The sequence below is a fragment of the Hymenobacter sp. YIM 151858-1 genome (assembly GCF_025979705.1).
Classification (GTDB): domain Bacteria; phylum Bacteroidota; class Bacteroidia; order Cytophagales; family Hymenobacteraceae; genus Solirubrum.
This window is the reverse complement of sequence record NZ_CP110138.1, coordinates 12,201-29,272: the sequence shown is the minus strand read 5'-3', so window position 1 is coordinate 29,272 and position 17,072 is coordinate 12,201. Positions and strand designations below refer to the sequence as shown.

At 63.6% G+C, this 17,072-nt stretch carries 18 protein-coding genes; 10 read left to right on the top strand and 8 right to left on the bottom strand.

All coding sequences use genetic code 11. The features are described from left to right. Positions 1–17 precede the first annotated feature (17 nt). The 3 genes from OIS50_RS20175 to OIS50_RS20165 all read left to right on the top strand — a co-directional run bounded on the left by OIS50_RS20175 (position 18) and on the right by OIS50_RS20165 (position 3,772). Complete coding sequence (locus OIS50_RS20175) at positions 18–1,214, top strand: efflux RND transporter periplasmic adaptor subunit (RefSeq protein ID WP_264694771.1); 1,197 nt, start codon at positions 18–20, stop codon at positions 1,212–1,214. Between the two features lie 2 nt (positions 1,215–1,216). Next, the gene (locus tag OIS50_RS20170) at positions 1,217–1,639 is read left to right on the top strand and encodes a Fur family transcriptional regulator (RefSeq protein WP_183405464.1); all 423 of its coding nucleotides are present in this window, start codon (positions 1,217–1,219) and stop codon (positions 1,637–1,639) included. 78 nt (positions 1,640–1,717) lie between these two features. Further along, positions 1,718–3,772 carry a heavy metal translocating P-type ATPase gene (locus OIS50_RS20165; protein ID WP_264694767.1) on the top strand — a complete coding sequence of 685 codons (2,055 nt, stop codon included), beginning with the start codon at positions 1,718–1,720 and terminating at the stop codon, positions 3,770–3,772. Between the two features lie 124 nt (positions 3,773–3,896). Here the strand turns inward: OIS50_RS20165 and OIS50_RS20160 are convergent, their stop codons facing one another. After that, positions 3,897–4,160, bottom strand: a complete 264-nt coding sequence (locus tag OIS50_RS20160) for a hypothetical protein (RefSeq protein WP_264694765.1) — start codon at positions 4,158–4,160, stop codon at positions 3,897–3,899. 1,027 nt (positions 4,161–5,187) lie between these two features. On the opposite strand from OIS50_RS20160, the gene OIS50_RS20155 reads away from it, so the two are divergent. Then, a complete protein-coding gene (locus OIS50_RS20155; RefSeq protein WP_264694763.1) occupies positions 5,188–5,529 on the top strand; it encodes a hypothetical protein in 342 nt (113 codons plus the stop codon). Here the strand turns inward: OIS50_RS20155 and OIS50_RS20150 are convergent. Next, positions 5,526–6,428, bottom strand: a complete 903-nt coding sequence (locus OIS50_RS20150; RefSeq protein WP_264694761.1) for a DUF3626 domain-containing protein — start codon at positions 6,426–6,428, stop codon at positions 5,526–5,528. The genes OIS50_RS20155 and OIS50_RS20150 overlap by 4 nt on opposite strands. Positions 6,429–7,038: 610 nt before the next feature. On the opposite strand from OIS50_RS20150, the gene OIS50_RS20145 reads away from it, so the two are divergent. The 6 genes from OIS50_RS20145 (at position 7,039) to OIS50_RS20120 (ending at position 10,850) form a co-directional block, all read left to right on the top strand. Continuing rightward, positions 7,039–7,389, top strand: a complete 351-nt coding sequence (locus OIS50_RS20145) for an ArsR/SmtB family transcription factor (RefSeq protein WP_110980503.1) — start codon at positions 7,039–7,041, stop codon at positions 7,387–7,389. 57 nt (positions 7,390–7,446) lie between these two features. Further along, complete coding sequence (locus OIS50_RS20140; protein ID WP_110980502.1) at positions 7,447–7,905, top strand: DUF6428 family protein; 459 nt, start codon at positions 7,447–7,449, stop codon at positions 7,903–7,905. An 81-nt stretch (positions 7,906–7,986) separates the two neighbouring features. Further along, a complete protein-coding gene (locus OIS50_RS20135) occupies positions 7,987–8,760 on the top strand; it encodes a metallophosphoesterase family protein (RefSeq protein ID WP_264694754.1) in 774 nt (257 codons plus the stop codon). Between the two features lie 12 nt (positions 8,761–8,772). Then, a complete protein-coding gene (locus OIS50_RS20130; protein WP_264694752.1) occupies positions 8,773–9,267 on the top strand; it encodes a GNAT family N-acetyltransferase in 495 nt (164 codons plus the stop codon). A 13-nt stretch (positions 9,268–9,280) separates the two neighbouring features. Further along, a complete protein-coding gene (arsB, locus tag OIS50_RS20125; RefSeq protein WP_264694750.1) occupies positions 9,281–10,387 on the top strand; it encodes an ACR3 family arsenite efflux transporter in 1,107 nt (368 codons plus the stop codon). A 22-nt stretch (positions 10,388–10,409) separates the two neighbouring features. After that, on the top strand, positions 10,410–10,850 hold the full coding sequence (locus OIS50_RS20120) for an arsenate reductase ArsC (RefSeq protein ID WP_264694748.1): 441 nt from the start codon (positions 10,410–10,412) through the stop codon (positions 10,848–10,850). A 542-nt stretch (positions 10,851–11,392) separates the two neighbouring features. Here OIS50_RS20120 and OIS50_RS20115 read toward each other — a convergent pair. The 6 genes from OIS50_RS20115 to OIS50_RS20090 all read right to left on the bottom strand — a co-directional run bounded on the left by OIS50_RS20115 (position 11,393) and on the right by OIS50_RS20090 (position 17,042). Next, the gene (locus OIS50_RS20115; RefSeq protein ID WP_264694746.1) at positions 11,393–12,739 is read right to left on the bottom strand and encodes an FRG domain-containing protein; all 1,347 of its coding nucleotides are present in this window, start codon (positions 12,737–12,739) and stop codon (positions 11,393–11,395) included. A gap of 113 nt (positions 12,740–12,852) precedes the next feature. Then, positions 12,853–13,413 (bottom strand): sigma-70 family RNA polymerase sigma factor, encoded by a 561-nt coding sequence (locus OIS50_RS20110; RefSeq protein WP_264694744.1) that lies wholly within the window; start codon positions 13,411–13,413, stop codon positions 12,853–12,855. 57 nt (positions 13,414–13,470) lie between these two features. Next, positions 13,471–13,635, bottom strand: a complete 165-nt coding sequence (locus tag OIS50_RS20105; RefSeq protein ID WP_162303730.1) for a hypothetical protein — start codon at positions 13,633–13,635, stop codon at positions 13,471–13,473. 77 nt (positions 13,636–13,712) lie between these two features. Further along, positions 13,713–13,907, bottom strand: coding sequence for a hypothetical protein (locus tag OIS50_RS20100; RefSeq protein ID WP_264694739.1), 195 nt, complete (start codon positions 13,905–13,907; stop codon positions 13,713–13,715). Positions 13,908–14,021: 114 nt separating this feature from the next. Beyond that, positions 14,022–16,556: a toprim domain-containing protein gene (locus OIS50_RS20095; protein WP_264694738.1), complete on the bottom strand. Its 2,535-nt coding sequence runs from the start codon at positions 16,554–16,556 to the stop codon at positions 14,022–14,024. 84 nt (positions 16,557–16,640) lie between these two features. Further along, positions 16,641–17,042, bottom strand: a complete 402-nt coding sequence (locus OIS50_RS20090) for a hypothetical protein (protein ID WP_264694736.1) — start codon at positions 17,040–17,042, stop codon at positions 16,641–16,643. Positions 17,043–17,072: the final 30 nt, after the last annotated feature.

Below are 17,072 nucleotides of genomic sequence, written 5' to 3'. Positions count from 1 at the left end.
CCTTCGGACTTTTTCTCATGAATAAAATAGCATCCCTGTTGCTGCTGCTGAGCCTGTCGCTGGCCGGCTGCAGCAAGGAAAAACCTGAATCCGCCGACGCGGAAAGCACCGACGCCCGGAAAACAGAAGCGGGCGAGGCCTCGGCCGGAAACGCCGACGAAGCGGCCGAAGCCTCGGACGTAGTGACGCTCTCGCCGGCGGAGCAACAGGCCGGCGGCCTGAAAACCGGGCGCCTGAGCACCCGGGCGATGGGCGCGGGCCTGGCCGTGAACGGCACGCTGGACGTGCCGCCGGAAAGCGCCGTGTCCATTACGGCGCCGCTGGGCGGCTACGTGCAAAGCACCGAGCTGCTGCAGGGTACCCGCGTGCGCAAGGGCGAAGCCCTGGCCGTGCTGCGCAACCCCGAATTTGTCACCCTGCAGAAGGAGTACCTGGAGCTGCGCAGCCGCCTGAAGTTTGCCAACGCCGAGCTGGCCCGCCAGCGCGAGCTCTACCAGCAGGAAGTGGCACCGCTCAAAAACTACCAGCGGGCCCAGGCCGAAGCGGAAGCCCTGCAGGTGCAAACGGCCGCGCAAGCAGCGCAGCTGCGCATCGCCGGGCTGCCGGTGGGCGAAGCCATCACCACCACGGCCACCCTGCGGGCGCCGCGGGCGGGCTTCGTGCGGGCCGTGAACGTGACGGTGGGCCAGAGCGTGACGGCCACCGAGCCGCTGTTTGAAATCGTGGACCCCGAGCACCTGCACGTGGAATTGGTCGTCTTCGAGAAGGACGTGGCCCGGGTGCAGAAAGGGCAGTTGATACGCTTCACGCTGGCCAGTGACTCCGCCGGCTCCCGCCGCGAGCGAACCGCCCGGGTATACCTGGTGGGCAAGGCCATCGGCGAGGACCGCACCGTGCGCGTGCACGGCCACCTCGACCAGGAAAACGACCCCGCCCTGCTGCCGGGCCTGTACGTGCGGGCCACCATCGAAACCGGCCGCTCCGACGCCCACGCCCTGCCCAACACGGCCCTGGTGCGCTTCGAAGGCAACAACTATGCTTTCGCCGTGGAAGCCCCCGGCCGCTACCGGATGGTGCCCGTGACGCTGGGCCGCAGCGAAGACGGGTACACCGAAGTCGCCCTGCCCGAAACGGTGCCGGCCACCACCACTTTCGTGACGGATGGGGCCTACTCGCTGCTGGCCAAGATGAAAAACGCCGAAGAAGAAGAATAGCCATGGCCCATCCCCTCGAAGACACGCTGATTGCCCGGCAGATAACGCCCACCCCCATGCGCCTGCTGGTGCTGGACGTGCTGCAAAAAGAGCCGACCGCGCTGAGCCTGGCCGACGTCGAGCAGCACCTGAAGCATGCCGACCGCATCACGGTGCACCGCACCTTGAAAACGTTTACCGACAAGGGCCTGGTGCACCGCATCGAGGACGGCAGCGGCGCGGTCAAGTTCGCCCTGTGCGCGCCCGCCTGCACGCCCGAGCTCCACCGGGACCTGCACGTGCACTTCTTCTGCGTTCGGTGCCGGGAAACCGCCTGCCTGCCCGCGGTGCCCGTGCCGGCCCTTGCCCTCCCCGGTGGTTACCAGGTGCAGGAAACCAGCCTGGTCGTCAAAGGCCACTGCCCCCGGTGCGCTGGGGCGGTTTAAACAATGCAATACCATTGCATCGACCGGGGCCCGAGGTTTGTACTCGCTTCCCGGCCGCGTGCCTCATTCCGCTTTCCCATGCCCGATACATCCCCCGAACAACGCAACGAAGAGCTGCACACGGCCAAGCAGGTGCAGCTCGAGAACGTGGGCGCGTTGACCCGCGACCAGCTCACCCCCCAAGCCGCGGCCGAGCCGCGGGGCCACGACGTGCCCGGCCACGACCACGCGCCGGTAACGGCCGCCGGACCCCGGGCGCCCTGGTGGCACAACCCCTACGCGCCGGCCGTGGCTAGCCTGCTGCTGCTGCTGGCGGGCCTGGCCCTGGACCACTTCCGCGACCAAGCCCCTTTCTTCACCGGCTTCGTGCGCCTGGGGTGGTACGGCGTCGCCTTTCTGCTGGTCGGCTGGAAGGTGATTCGCTCGGCCGTGCAAAGCATTCCGTCCGGCCACGTGTTCAACGAGTTTTTGCTCATGAGCCTGGCCACGCTCGGCGCCTTTGCCATCGGCGAGTACCCCGAAGGCGTGGCCGTGATGCTGTTCTACACCGTGGGCGAGCTGTTCCAGGACGCGGCCGTGAACCGGGCCAAGCGCAGCATCCGGGCATTGCTGGAAATTCAAGCCACCGAAGTCACGGTCCTGCGCGACGGGCAGGCCGTGGTGCTCGACCCCAAGCAGGTGGCGGTGGGCGATACCATTGAGGTGAAGCCCGGCGAGAAAGTGGCCCTCGACGGTACGTTGGTCCAAGGCCCGGCCTCGCTAAACACCGCTGCCCTAACCGGCGAATCGGTCCCCCAGACCAAGCAGGCGGGCGAGCCGGTGCTCGCGGGCATGGTCAACCTCGAATCGTTGATTCAGGTCGCCGTAACGGCTGGCTACCAGGACACCAAGCTGGCCAAAATCCTGGCCCTGGTGCAGGACGCGGTGGGGCGCAAGGCCAAGACCCAGCAGTTCATCACCAAGTTTGCCAAGACCTACACGCCCATTGTGGTGGTGCTGGCCGCGCTGCTCGTGGCCGTTCCCTACTTCGTGGTCGAGGACTACGTGTTTCGCGACTGGCTTTACCGGGCCCTGGTGTTCCTGGTTATTTCCTGCCCCTGTGCGCTGGTGGTGAGCATCCCGCTGGGCTACTTCGGCGGCATCGGCGCCGCTTCCAGGGCGGGCATTCTCTTCAAGGGCTCTAACTTTCTGGACGCGATGCGCGAGCTCGACACCGTGGTCATGGACAAAACGGGTACCCTCACCCAGGGCGTGTTTGCTGTGCAGCAGGTGCAGCCCGCGCCCGGCACGGCACCAGAGCAGCTGCTGCGCCTGGTGGGGGCGCTGGAAACCAAGTCGACCCACCCCATTGCCAAGGCGGTGGTCACGCACGTGGGCGCCGCCGCGGCTGGCATGGCGGTGGAAAACGTGGAAGAAATTGCCGGCCATGGCCTGCGCGGCCGGGTGGACGGGCGCGACGTGCTGGCCGGCAACACCAAGCTGCTGGCCAAATTCGGCGTGGCCTATCCGCCCGAGGTGGACCAGGTAGTGGACAGCATCGTGGTGGCCGCCGTCAACGGGCAGTACGCCGGCTACCTGACCGTGGCCGACGCACCGAAGGAGGACGCGGCCCGCGCCGTGCAGGAGTTGAAAGCCGATGGCATCACGAAGCTGGTCATGCTCTCCGGCGACAAGGACAGCATCGTGCAGCGGGTGGCCACCACGTTGGGCATCACCGAAGCCCACGGCGGGCTGCTGCCCGAAGACAAGGCCCGCTACGTGCAGCAGTATAAGGACGCGGGCCATAAACTGGCCTTCGTGGGCGATGGGGTGAACGATGCGCCCGTGGTGGCCCTGGCCGACGTGGGCATTGCCATGGGCGGCCTGGGCTCGGACGCCACCATTGAAACGGCCGACGTCGTCATTCAAACCGACCACCCCAGCAAGATTGCCACGGCCCGGCGCATTGCCCGCGCCACGCATACGGTGGTGTGGCAGAATATCTGGCTGGCCTTTGCCGTGAAAGGTGTGGTGCTGGCCCTGGGCGCCGGCGGCGTGGCCACCATGTGGGAAGCCGTGTTTGCCGACGTGGGCGTGGCCCTGCTGGCTATTCTCAACGCCTGGCGCATCCAGCGCATGAACTTTACCAACTAAACCGGGGCGCCGGCAACGGCCCACCAGTAGTTGCCTACCTCGTTCAGTTGGAACAGCCCCGCAGAGCCGGCCAGGTGCAAACTTGGCTGCGCGAGCAAGGACAGCGCGTTAACCGGGGCCCCGCTCACGGTCGTTGCGGCCGGCGAGCCCGTTTGGGGCGCTGCGGCGCGGCCACCGGTACCGGTGCCGCCACTACTTCGCGCACCACGGAAAAGCTGTAGGTAGTCACCTGCTTGCCGGGCTGCGCCAGCAGGGCTGGAGCGCCAGCCACCGGCTCCAGGGGCCGCGTGACTTCGCGGTACAGTTGCACGCCACGGTAAGCGGCATAAAAGGCCCCGGCCAACAAGGCCAGCAGGGCAGTGCAGAGGGCAATCTTCATGCGGTTCATGCTATTCGCAGGTAGGAATTATGGGCATCAGGCGCCCGGTTGTGGGGTGAGAAACAGGGTTGTGGAGGCCCGCGTTAAAGCGTGCCGCCGGCGGTAAATAGCCCCGCATCACCGCGCCGGACCGGCAACAGGGTAGTAAGGGCGACAGATGTTGGGTGGTGGGTCAGAAGCAGCGCCCCGCGGGGAGGGTGCCGGCAAAGGTGGCGCCGGGCCGCGAACGGTTTATCTGATACAGCTCTAGCCGCAATCGACTGTCTGGTAGCTTTTTGCCTGGATTTACGCCCGTATTCGCACGAAAAAACCGGCGGCAACGACGGCTGCCGGCACCGTGAAGCAGGGGGAGACGACACAACCCGGTCAGGCGGATGTGCCAGGACCAGCAGCCTGGTCGGCGGTGCAGAAGAGGGGGAGCGTTTCATCGCTGCAAACCTGCCGCCCGCTGCTCGTCAGAAAAAGGACACAAAAAGCGTATTCGTTACTTGCAATTGGTACCAACGCCAAACGCCCATGTCCCTCCACGACACTTCCCAAATTGCCTGTGAGTACTGCCGGCGAAAGTTTGTTCCCAAGAAGCGGTGGGTGCAGAAATACTGCGGCAGCCCCTGCCGCGTGGCGGCCTGTAACCAACGGGCCGGGCGGGCACATCCACTCGAAAGTCAATCCGCGGGCAAGGCCCGTCGCCGAAAGGAGCAGGGCCGTACGCCCTCGGCCGTGGCTGACAAGCCGCTCGTGGCAGGCCATGAAGCCATCCTGGCAGCCTTGGAGCATCTCACGGAGCGCGTAGCAGCCATGGAACAAGGGCAGCAGCAGCTCCTGGCTTTCCTTCGCACCCGGCTCTGAGCTATCTGGCAGCACGGAATACGAAAAAAGCCGCCCCGGTGAGGGAGCGGCTTACGCGTTGGAAGGCAAACAGCCAATGTACCCGCATACCGCGGTTGGGCCGGCGCGGCGCTCCGCCGGCTGGCGGGCGCGCTCAAAACCGCGGGCTTACGTATAACTTCGCTTAGCCGGTACCGGTCAGTTTAGGATGAAAGCATTGGGCTTCGACGACAGCGTTTTCCCGCCCCTGCGCGTGGACCCCACGCATCCGCAGTACCCCCTGGGCCTGGGGGAGGAAGTGGAGTGGTTTGCCGAACCGGTGCTACTCGGCCATTTCGCCACTGCGCCCGCTGTTCCATTGCTGGCCCTGGGGCTCAGCAATGTCATTCGCCCCGCGGCTTTCGCCGCACTGGTCGTGCAGGTAGCAGGCGAAGCCGGCCCGCCCATGCTGTGGGCCAAGCTGCTAAAATTCGGCCAGCCCTTCCCGTTCACAACGAACGAGGCCGGCCTGGCCGAACTTTACCGGCGCTACGGGTTACGGCAGGGTTAGGTACCGAACTCTCGGACATCAATGCCCGCTGCCCGGCAACGGTCGCGAACGTCCGGCGGGACATCTTGCAGTTGCTTCGTTAAGAGGCAGTCAATGTCGGCCAAGCCAACGCCCCCGTGGTACTGAGCCTCCACGTAGCGGAACTCCAGCTCCTGCATGGTAGCAGCAGTCACCATTCTGCCCAGAAAGCACCGTACGTAGCCTGACAGGTTCGGAATCAGCGCCGTGACCGGCAGATTGGTGTAGGCGGCCGGGACCACGGCCTTGTCGAGGGTATCGGTAATGGACAGCGTCGTGCGGCTGAGCATATGCGGCCGGAGCCGCAAAGCAAAACGCCCGTACTGCTCCACTTCCGCGGGTTCATACCCAACGGTCGTGAGGTAACCGTATACCGGGCGCAAGCGCGGGTCCAATGCCAAATCGTAGCCGAACAGCTCCGCTTCCAGTTCCGCCCGCACGTGCGGGGCGTAGGCCCCGCCGGACGTTTGGGTTTCGAATTGGGTCTGCAGGCGCTGAACGTTCAGGATTTGCCGCAACACTTGCTGCTGGTACGCCAAGGGCAACGCGTTGCCGACGCGCAGCTGTGGCTGGGCCATTGCCAGAATACGCCGGACGTTAGCCGCCGCCCGCGCCAAGTCGTCTGCCAAGGCCTGCGGGGTAGTCAACGACTGAAGTTTACCCCGAACGGCCAAGTCCCAGTGCTTGGCTTGCTGCTCTACGTGGAGCCTGACATGCGGCAGCAACTGCGACTCCAGCGCCGGCGCCGGGCTCGCATTCACATCCGCGACCGGAGTCGGCGGTAAGGCTAGGGTATCAGAAGGGCAACGCTGAACAGCTTCTGGATGAGTTTCGCCCGTGCGGGCGGCGTTGAGTACTGGTGTTTCATGTTCGTTCTTCAATGAATGATGGAGGATTTTTTGGTTGCCGCAGCGAGGTATGGTTGTGTCGCCTTGGCGGGGTGGAACCTTGCGGTTCCGGTTATTGCCGACCCGGTGCGGTAAGGCAACGGGCCGGCTCGGGTTCGGACGCAGGTCCGAACAGGTTTCTACCTAGGAATACGTAAAAACCGGCTCTGCTTGTAATTCGGCCAGGAAATGCCGGTGAGCAACACGTCCACCAGAGGGCCGACCGAGCGCACATGGAGGCCCCCTTTGCCGCTGGCAGGGGGCCAGCTGGCGCGCGTGGTTGAGGATGTAGAAGCGAGCTTTCATGAAGGTTATATCAGTAAATAGGGCGGGGTTTGCCCAGGCGTCGAAAAAAATCCAAGTTTCTCAGTTAATGCATTGATTATTAGATAAATAAAATTACTTCCTTCGCCACGAGCAATTGACTGTAAGCGGCGCGGGTGCTGGAGTTTGCGCGCCTTGGTTCCGACCACCTCACCAAGCGCATGTAGGCGCCTGCGGCTGAATGCATGTAGTTGGCGGTGAAAAAAAGTTGAAAAAAACTTTATGACGTAAACATGCGTCATATTATGTCGTATATTTGCGACATACTTCACAGCCTGCCATGACCTACGCTAAAACCGCCGCCTTTACGGAAGAACAACAGCAACTGGCCCGCGTGGCGAAGGCGCTGGCGCACCCGGCCCGCGTGGCCATCATTCAATTGCTGGCCTCCAAGCAGACGTGCATTTCCGGCGACATCGCCGCCGAGCTGCCGCTCTCGCGCACCACGGTTTCGCAGCACCTGCAAGAGCTCAAGGCCCTGGACCTCATCCGCGGGGAAATCGACGGCCTGACGGTGTGCTACTGCCTCAATACCGAGCTGCTGCAGCAGGTGCAGCAGCAGTTCACGGCCTTCTTCATTGAAGCTACCGCCAGCCCGGCCTGCGGACCCGCGGATGCGTGCAGCTGCTGATTCCGCAGCTTTTGCCAACCCCTTTCTTGAACATCCTCAACCCAACCACGCTTGACCATGAACATCGCCGAAATGAAGCAGACCCTCGCGGGTCTCGAAGCCGTCAACTTTCGCCTGCCCTCGGGTGAGTACCTGCCCTCGCATTTCCACGTGACGGAAGTGGGCCTCGTGAGCAAGCACTTCATCGACTGCGGCGGCGTCGAGCGCCGCGAGACGGTCGCCAACTTCCAGCTCTGGGAGGCCGGCGACTACGACCACCGCCTAGCGCCCCAGAAGTTTCTGCACATCCTGAAGCTGTCGGAGAAAATCCTCGGCCGCGAAGACCTCGACATCGAGGTGGAGTACCAGCAAGCCACCATCGGCAAGTTCGGCCTCACCTTCGACGGCACCGATTTCGTGCTCACCCCCAAGCACACGGCCTGCCTGGCCCAGGAGGCCTGCGGCATTCCGGCCCAGGACCTAGCCCTGCCCCAGCTGCAGGTGGCCGGCTGCACCCCGGGCGGCGGGTGCTGCTAAGCTTGCGCAACGGCGCTGCCTTCGCAGGTGGCGCCGTTTTGCTGAGTTGCTCTTTTGCCTTTTGCTGACTTCTTCTCTCTGATGACAATTGCCTTTTTCTCCGACGTGCACGGCAACCTGCCGGCCCTGGAAGCGGTGCTGGCCGATATGGACCGGCGCCGCCCGGACATGATTTTTTGCCTGGGCGACTTAGTGGGGTACGCCCCCTGGCCGAATGAAGTGGTCAACGAAGTCCGCCGGCGGGGCATCCCGACGCTGGCCGGCAACTACGACCAGGGCATTGGCCTGGCCAGCGAGAACTGCGGCTGCGCCTACAAAACGGACACGGAGAAAGACCTGGGCGCCCAGAGCATTGCCTTTACCAACCAAGTGGTCGGGGCCGACGAGCGGCGCTACCTGCGCTACCTGCCCAAGCACATGCGCCTGGACTTTCAGGAAGAGCCCTGCACGTTGAGCCTGCTGATGGTGCACGGCTCACCCCGCAAAATCAACGAGTACCTGTTCGAGGACCGGCCCGAAGCCAGTTTCCTGCGGGTGCTGCAGGAAGCCCAGGCCGACATCCTGCTGTTTGGGCACACCCACAAGCCCTACCACCGCACCTTCGCCTACGAACACGCAGGCGAAACCCGCTACCGGCACGCGCTCAACATCGGCTCGGTGGGCAAGCCCAAAGACGGCGACCCGCGGGCCGCCTACCAACTGCTGCACCTGGACGAGCACACCACCCTGACGGACCCCGGCAGCGTGCGCTCGGAGCTGGTGCGCGTGGAATACGACGTGGAGAAAGCCGCGCGGGCGGTGGAGGCCTCGCCGCTGCCCAACGAGTACGCCGACATGCTGCGCAAAGCCTACTAACCCGTTTCTGCCATGACCATTATCCCGATGACGGACGCCCACTGGCCGGCGGTGAAGGCCATTTACGAAGCCGGCATGGCGACCGGTAATGCCACGTTTGAAACCCAGGCGCCGGCTTGGGAAGCCTGGGACAAAGCCCACCTGAACCATAGCCGCCTGGTGGCGGTGGACGAGGCCGGCACAGTGCTGGGCTGGGCGGCGCTCTCGCCGGTGTCGAGCCGCTGCGTGTACGGCGGCGTGGCCGAAATCAGCGTGTACATCGCGGCCGAGGCGCGGGGGCAAGGCGTGGGCCGGCACCTGCTGCAGGCCTTGATTGCAGATTCGGAAGCGCACGGCATCTGGACGCTGCAGGCCGGCACGTTTGAAGAAAACAAGGCCAGCATTGGCCTGCACACGCAGGCGGGGTTCCGCATCATTGGCTACCGGGAGCGAATTGGCCAGCACCACGGCGTGTGGCGCAACACGGTGCAAATGGAGCGGCGCAGCCCGACCGTAGGCGTTGCGTAAGACAGCTATTTTTATGACGACGCTGAATCAACCCGTACCCGCCGCTCCGGCCCCCGCCGCCCTGGCCGAGAAAAAGCTTTCGGGCCTGGACCGGGGCCTGACGCTGTGGATATTCCTGGCCATGGCGCTGGGCGTGGCTTTGGGCTACTTCGTGCCCGGCATGAACGACGCGGTGAACTACTTCTCCGTGGGCACCGTGAACGTGCCGCTGGCCCTGGGCCTGATTCTGATGATGTACCCACCCCTGGCCAAGGTCAAGTACGAAGAGCTGCCCAAGGTCTTCCGGAACACGCGCATCATCGGGCTGTCCTTGTTTTTGAACTGGATACTCGGGCCGCTGCTCATGTTCTTTCTGGCCGTCTGGCTGCTGCCCGACAAGCCAGAATACATGATGGGCTTGATTCTCATCGGCATTGCCCGCTGCATTGCCATGGTGCTCGTGTGGAACGACCTGGCCGATGGCAGCCGCGAGTACGCGGCCGGACTGGTGGCGCTGAATTCCCTCTTTCAAGTGCTGTTCTACTCGGTGCTAGCCTGGCTCTTCATCACTATGCTGCCCCCCTTCTTTGGCCTGAAGGGCTACGCCGTGAACATCGGCATCGGGGACATCGCGCAGAGCGTGCTCATCTACCTGGGCATCCCGTTTGCGGCGGGCTTCCTTTCGCGCACCATTCTGCGCCGCCTGAAGGGCAACGCGTGGTACGAGCAGGTGTACCTCCCGGCCATTAGCCCCATCACACTCGTGGCGCTGCTGCTTACCATCGTCATCATGTTCAGCCTCAAAGGCGAAACCATCGTGCAGGTGCCGCTCGACGTGCTACGCATCGCCCTGCCGCTGGCGTTGTACTTCGGCATCATGTTCGTGCTCAGCTTCGCGGCCGGCAAATGGCTGGGGGCGGGCTACGCGGAGAATGCCAGCATCGCCTTCACGGCGACGGGCAACAACTTCGAGCTGGCCATTGCCGTGGCCATCGGGGTATTTGGGCTCAATTCGGGGCAGGCGTTTGCCGGCGTGATTGGGCCGCTGATTGAGGTGCCGGCGCTGATTGCGCTGGTGAACCTGGCTTTCTGGTTCCGGCGGCGCTGGTACGGGGATAAGATGGGGTCACCAACGGCGTAGCTACTTCTCCATTTTTCCTCCCATGACTGATGAGAAAAACGTGCTGGTGCTGTGCACCGGCAATTCCTGCCGCAGCCAACTGCTGCACGGCTACCTCCAGCAAGCCTTGGGCAACCAGGCCATCATCTACAGTGCGGGCGTTGAAGTGCACGGCGTTAATCCCCGCGCCGTGCGCGTGATGGCCGAAGACGGCGTGGACATTTCGCACCACACCAGCAACCACGTCGATGAGTACGCCGCCGTGCCTTTTGACTACGTGCTGACCGTGTGCGACCACGCCAACGAGGTGTGCCCGGTATTTCCTTCCTCAGCCCGGAAGCTGCACCACAACTTCCCAGACCCGGCCAAGGCCGTGGGCAGTGAGGAAGAAATCATGCAGCAGTTCCGCACGGTGCGCGACCAGGTGAAAGCCTACGCGCAGGAATTCGCCCGTACGCAGTTCGCTCCGTCCCCCACCGCTTGAACCCGGCCCCGTGCGCCTGGCCGCCCACGCTGAAGGTGCCCAAACCAGTGATGCCACGCCAACAATAATGGGTCTATCGGCGCTGCTGGTGCGGCACCGGGGAAAAGCCGACCTCCTCACGGCAGCCGCCGCATAACGAAGTTTTTGAGCGGGTTCTTCTTGATGATAGTCACCCGTTGCCCGCTGGAATAGCGGTACCAGTGCCCGGCCCACTCGGCGCGGTAGATGCCTGATGAGGCAGGACTAGGGCTAAAAAAGTCGCCGAAATATTCCGCGTAGGCCCGGCTGCGACGGCACGGTCGCCTAATCTTCCTGGCCCTACCAAGCAAAAAGGGAACGGACCTACGCCCGTTCCCTTTTTTCATGCCGCGGGCGGCCTAGCAGCACCCGCTGGTATTGCCGCCGCAGCAGGTGCCGTCGCAGCAATCATCTGGTTCGTTGTTCATGACAATCGAGGATTAAGGTGAGGTACGCCATACCAACTTGGTACACCTCATAGACGACGGCCCTCAAAAAAGACGCGGCTGCAGAACAACGAGCGGTTAATTAGCGGCGGTACTGGCGGGCTCAAACTCCTTCGCCGTTATCTCAAAAATGCGCCACACCAGATTGCGCAGGTGTTCTTGGTCTTTCTCCGGGAAGATGAAATCAGGCGTAATGCCCTCGTGGGCCAAGTGGTCAAAGATGTGTGGTATCAGCGCTTTGTTGATGTTAAGGCACTTCGTGTAGTAGTGTATCGTGTCCGGTTTTTCCGCCAGCATCATTTCACGCACGGTGTGCTCCATGGGATTGGCCGCGGAGTTGTTCCACGTAAAGACGCCTTGCTGGTTGGTTACGTTGGGACTGTTCTGGAGCCCAATCGGAACGTATTCTTCCTCCCGGTCCGAGAAGTAGAACGCCGGGATTCGTGACAGCAAGTCGATTTGACACATGTGGTTGGTTAATCCGGCCACGTGATACGAGCTGAGCGCCGCCCGCACAAGGGCTTCATCGTCCTGCTTAAACTTTTCTATCGTCTCGGTCGTGAACGTGGCAAAAGCGGGGTTGGTAGCCAGGTCTTGCTCCAGCTTTTCCAGCACGGCGGGCCGGATTAGGTCCAAGCTTCCCTTAAGGCTTGTCTCCAGCATAACCCGCAGGCTATTGGGGGTAAACCATTTCTCCTTGATGTAATAAATGCTCAGGTAGCGGTCGATTTCCCGGCTTGAGCGCGGCAAGGCGGATGACGCGCCCAACGCCGAGAAGTAGAGCGCGACCCGAAAATCGTAGGTCCAGTCGAGGATGGGCGTCGGGCAGCCGTAGTGCTGCAAGATGCTCAGCACGCTGACATCGTTGTTGTAGTCGCCCCCGTGCGCATCGATATACCGCGCGAGTATTCCCCCGCAGTACAAGCGGGCATTGGCCACCAACCGGGCGACAAACTGGTGGTAGTCGATGGCCTGATTAAACCACCCCCGGGCCTTCCAGGTCCGCTGAAGCGAGCTGTAGAGCATAAAGCTGGCATCGTGGACGCCGCGAAACAAGTGTTTCCTTTTCGCGCTGAACCGCCGGATAACGTCTTCCAACTCTTCGACCGTATCAACGGTGCGCTGCCGAAAGAAAATCTGCTTCTGCAGAAACGATTGGTACACCGACGTCGCCTGGTCGTACATGGACGGCGGCGTCAGATGCGAAGCATAGAAAGCATTCAGCAGTGCCCTTACCTGGCCCGATACCGTAGCCGGGTCCACCTGGCCGCTGCCGTCCCGTTTGCTCTTGACTTCTTTTAAATCCTCCAAGACCTCGCGAAACGGAAGCATGCGCGGGTCGAAGTGCGGGCTTTCAAACCACTCTTTGAATAGCTTAACTTTCTCGTCAAGCAAGAGCTGCTCATCGGAATTATCAAAAGCCATAGAAGGGCAAGCAGAAACGATTATGGAATGGTACACCGGCTCGTGTGCAAGGTATCATCCGTTCTGTTTCGTCCACTACCTTTCCCCAGTAGCTCTGGCCGGAAGGCCAACTCTTAGCAGCGGCCCAGGGCAACGCAGCCGCAGGGGGTGCGGGGCGTAGACGCCAGAATGTTGCCGTAGCCGTCGGCTTCCATCCGGCAGCAGGCCGTGAACAGCTGATGCAGCTGCTGCTTGGCCCGCTGCACCCGCGACTTGGCCCCAGAGTAGGATATGCCCAGCTCGGCCGCGTAGTCTTTCTGGGACAGCGGACCCAACTCCGTGCGCAGCAAGGCCTCGCGGGACCTGGCCGGCAGCTGGTTTAAAAAGGGCGCCAGGCACGGGGTAAAATCCAGCGCTGGCGCGGGACTGCTGTCCTCGGGCAGGTCCGGCACCTGCGCCGCGGCGGGGCGCGGGGCTTTGTGGTAGTCCAGAATACGGTTGCGGGTAATCTGGTAAACCCAACTGGCCAACCGGTCGGCGTGGGTCAGGGTGGGCAGCTTGAGGTGAATCTTCACAAACACGTCCTGCAGCAGGTCCTGCGCGGTGTCCGGGTCCGGCACGCGGCGCCGAATAAAGGCCAGCAGCTCGCGGTGAAATTCCGTCCAGATGGCGGCCGTGGTCAGGGAAGGGGGCATAAGCAAGGGCATCCAGTTCCGTGAATAGACGACCGACCTGAAAAAAGACGCTGCTCGCTAGCAGGCGAAAAACAAATACCGCCCCCGCACCACCTTCAGGCCCCGCACCAACCGGCATTCAGCGCGCATAAACAGGCGCAGCACCAGGCAGCCGTGCTCGTCCACCAGCAGCAGGCTCAGCTCCCGGTGCAAGTGTGCGTAGCCTTTGTGCAAACGTCCCATGCACGGAAATTACGCACCGATGGGCAATGTTCCTTGGACCTGACCAGTCTGCGGGCACTGGTCATTGGCCTGACCACTCACCGGCTGATGGACTTTAGCTTCTCGTCGTAGCGGGCGCCCAGCGTGGCCAAATCAAGCTGGCCGGCAATGTACCGGGCGTGCTGTTCCACCAGCCATTCGGGCTCTTGGTAAGGGCCTTGGCTTTGGGTAATGCCCAGCGACTGGTCGACCATGCGCTTGCGCTGCTCCGGGGTTTTGTTCGCGGACCCCAAACCGAGGGGTGTAGGATGCGGGCGTGTCCATTCACCAGCCATACGTAAAGCAGGAAAGGGTATCCAAGCCAGCTCAAACCCGCCGAGCAGTCCAGACCGCGACGCATCAGCGGATTAGCGCGTTAGTTCGGCGCGGTTACTGCCGGCTTCGAGGGACTGCTGTCCGCGGGCCGACTCCTGCCGCTCGACCCGGTGGCTGGCGTGTTCCACCACCTCGCTGCCCGGCTGCGCCGCCACGGCATCCAGGGCCCGGCTAACCTGCGCCATATCCGGCTGGTCGGTGCGGTAGGAAACTTTAATTTCCGAGTGACGCATGCCCTGCCCGTCGGTGGTGCTTTGCACCTCACCGGCCTTGGCCCCGCTGGCTACCAGCGTCTCCTTCACGGCTTCGGCTTGCCCGCGGGCCCCATCCGGCGGTGCTACTTCGTCCACGCGGATGAGTACCTGGCGCTCCACGCCCGCTCCATCCCCCGGCCCGGTTTGCGCCGCTTCGCCGGCGGCCTGCTCACGCGTCGGCCCGGTGCGCGGTTGCAGGGCCGCACCAGCGGCGGCCTGCTGCCGCTCCACGCGGTCTTGTTCGCTTTCGGTGACGCTGACGCCCACGTACTTTTCATTGCCGGCCGCGGCCCGCGCGTTGGTGTTGGTCACGATGGCGTGAATAAGCGCAATTTCCGGCTGCTCGTTGCGGTAATACATGTCGAACTCGGCCCGGCGGATGCCCTGCTCGTCCACCGAGCTGCGAATGCTACTGGTGCGGATGTAGCCGTCGCTTTCCAACACCGCCTGCCAGGCCTCGGCCCGGCCCGTGGTATGGGGCAGCAACTCATCCACGCGCCAGGTGGCCACCCGGTCTTCCCCCGTCGTTACCGGGGCCGGCGTAGCGCTGACAGTCGCCTCCCGGGGCTGCGGCTGAGCTGTCAGCTCCTCTTCGCGGGCGCGGCGGCCGGTGGGCGGGGGGTTGTCGTGCATCCAGTCCCGGAGCAGCACCACGCCGGCTTCCCGCAGGTGCGTAAACGCGGCGGTTTGCTCGCGGGCTTCCTGCTCGCTGCGGTAGGAGCGGGTAGGGGCATCACTGGCGGCGGCTTCGAGCACCGTCTGAGTAAAGCGCTTATCGTCCTGCGCCCGCTCCTGCTGCCCCGCGGCCGTGCTCTCCCGCTCGCGCTGGGCCTGGCGCTCCAGGGCCCGTTGCTCGCGCTCCTGGCGCTGGGCTTCGGCCAGCCGCTGCTGCCGCTCCGATTCGCGCTGCTGCTCCTCGCGTTGGGCTTCGGCCCGGATTTGCTCGGCACTCAAGCCCCGGCTGGTGTATTCCAGTTCCTTGTTGAAGTCCTTGGCCAGGGGGTAGTCTACCCGCAAAAAGCTCTCCTGCTGCCGTTCCGCCTCCGGGCGGAGCTGCTCGCGCTGCCGGTACAGCTCCTGGGCGACTACTTCCAGCTGGGCCGTGTCGGCGCGGGCCACGGTCAGGCGCACGATGGTGGCCTGCTCGGTACTGCGCTGCACCTCCACCGACAGCGTGGGGCCGTCCTGCTGGGTCTGGTTAATCTGCTCCACCCGCTCGCGCAGCTGCTGCACCTGGCCGGCACCCTGCCCGGCTGAGTCGTGGTGAAAAGTCACCTTCAGGCTGGTGTGGTACTTGTCGCTGGTGGCGTGCCACTCCACCGGCCGGGAGGCCTCGCGGTAGGCTTCCTGCTCGGCCACGGGCACCATCGGCCGGGCCGGCTGCAGCTCGTTGAGGTAGTTGATGTTGAACTGCCGGCCACCGGCGTCGCGGTCATTGGCCAGCACTACCTCGCGGGGCTGCTGCTTGTCGATGACGCGCTGAATCAAGGCTACCTGCGCCTCGGTCGGCGTGCCGCTGGTGGCAATGTAGAGCGTGTTCTTAGGTTCCTGCCCGTGCTTGAGCTGGAAATGAGAAAGCGAGTCGATGGCCGACTCGCTCACCACCACGCGCTCCACCGGCGTATCTTTACCGTCAGTAGGGTGCGATACCCAGATGCCGTTTTTGGGCAGCGGCAACAGGCTTTTGTAGTGCTCGTTCTTCTGCTCGACGCTGGCCAGCCCGTGCTCGTTGTAGAGGGGAAAGGCCGTGTTCCGGTGTTCGTTCTGCTGCGCGGTGAAGATGCGTCCCTGAAACGCGGGGTTATCCAGCGTTTCGTCGGTAATGGCGCGCCCGTGCAGGTAGCTGCGGTCGGTCAGCTCCTTCTTCACGCCCAGCACCTCGGATATCAGACGGGTGCGGCGCTCTTCTTCCGCCTGGCGGGCCTGTTCCGGGTCGCCCGTGGGCAAACTATTCAGGCGCTCGGTATCCGGCGGGGTGGCGTACACCCGGGCCGGGGCGGGCGCCCCGTCGAGGTACTCGCGCAGTTGCTGGCGCACCTGGCCCAGGTTCAGGCCGTGGCCGTTACCGCCCCGGGTTTTGGCAAAGTCGATGATGGAGCCCGCGTCGCGGTCGTCGCCGGTGTTCAGGTAAACTTGGTGGTCACCCTTGCGCGTGACGATGACGTGCTCGTCGTCCTTGACCAAGTGGTGCCAGTCGCCGCGGCGGCTTTCCTTCTTGATGGTGTAGCCCTGGCGCTGGGCGTAGTCAACCAGGTCAATGTCGCGCTTGAAGCGGTCAAGCTCGGAGGGGTCGTTTTCCCGGGGTGCGTTCATGGGGTGGGCTGGAGGAGTGGAGCCGGACAGCTCCAACTCCGCTTCGCACCCGAACCGGGCCCGACAGGGAAAGCTATCCGGGGTTTAGGTAGTCGGCGGCGGGCTGCTGGCCCGCTGCGCGGCCGCGTCGAAGAAGGCCAGCTGCTCGCGGAATTGTGCTAGTAGCTCCGCGCTACCAAACACGTACTGGTTGGCGCCACTGCCGATGTCGATGCGTACGATTTCCGTGGGCATGCCCAGGGCCCGCAGCACGCGCTGCACCAGCCGCGGCTCGTCGCGCTTGAGCTTGCCGTTCTTCAGGTTCACGACGTTGGTATAGGTCAGGCCATGCTGGGCACAAAAGGAAGTTAAATCGCCCTGGGCAATGGCTTTGAGGCGGAACTGGACGTAGCGCAGGCACTCGCTGTAGGGCGCGGATAGGCTTAAATCAGGAAACCCCAAGGGGGCGGAAACGTGGTCGGAGGGTACCATGCGAAGAGGGCTCACTGCTGGGGGCAGTGGGGGTGAAGTATCGGA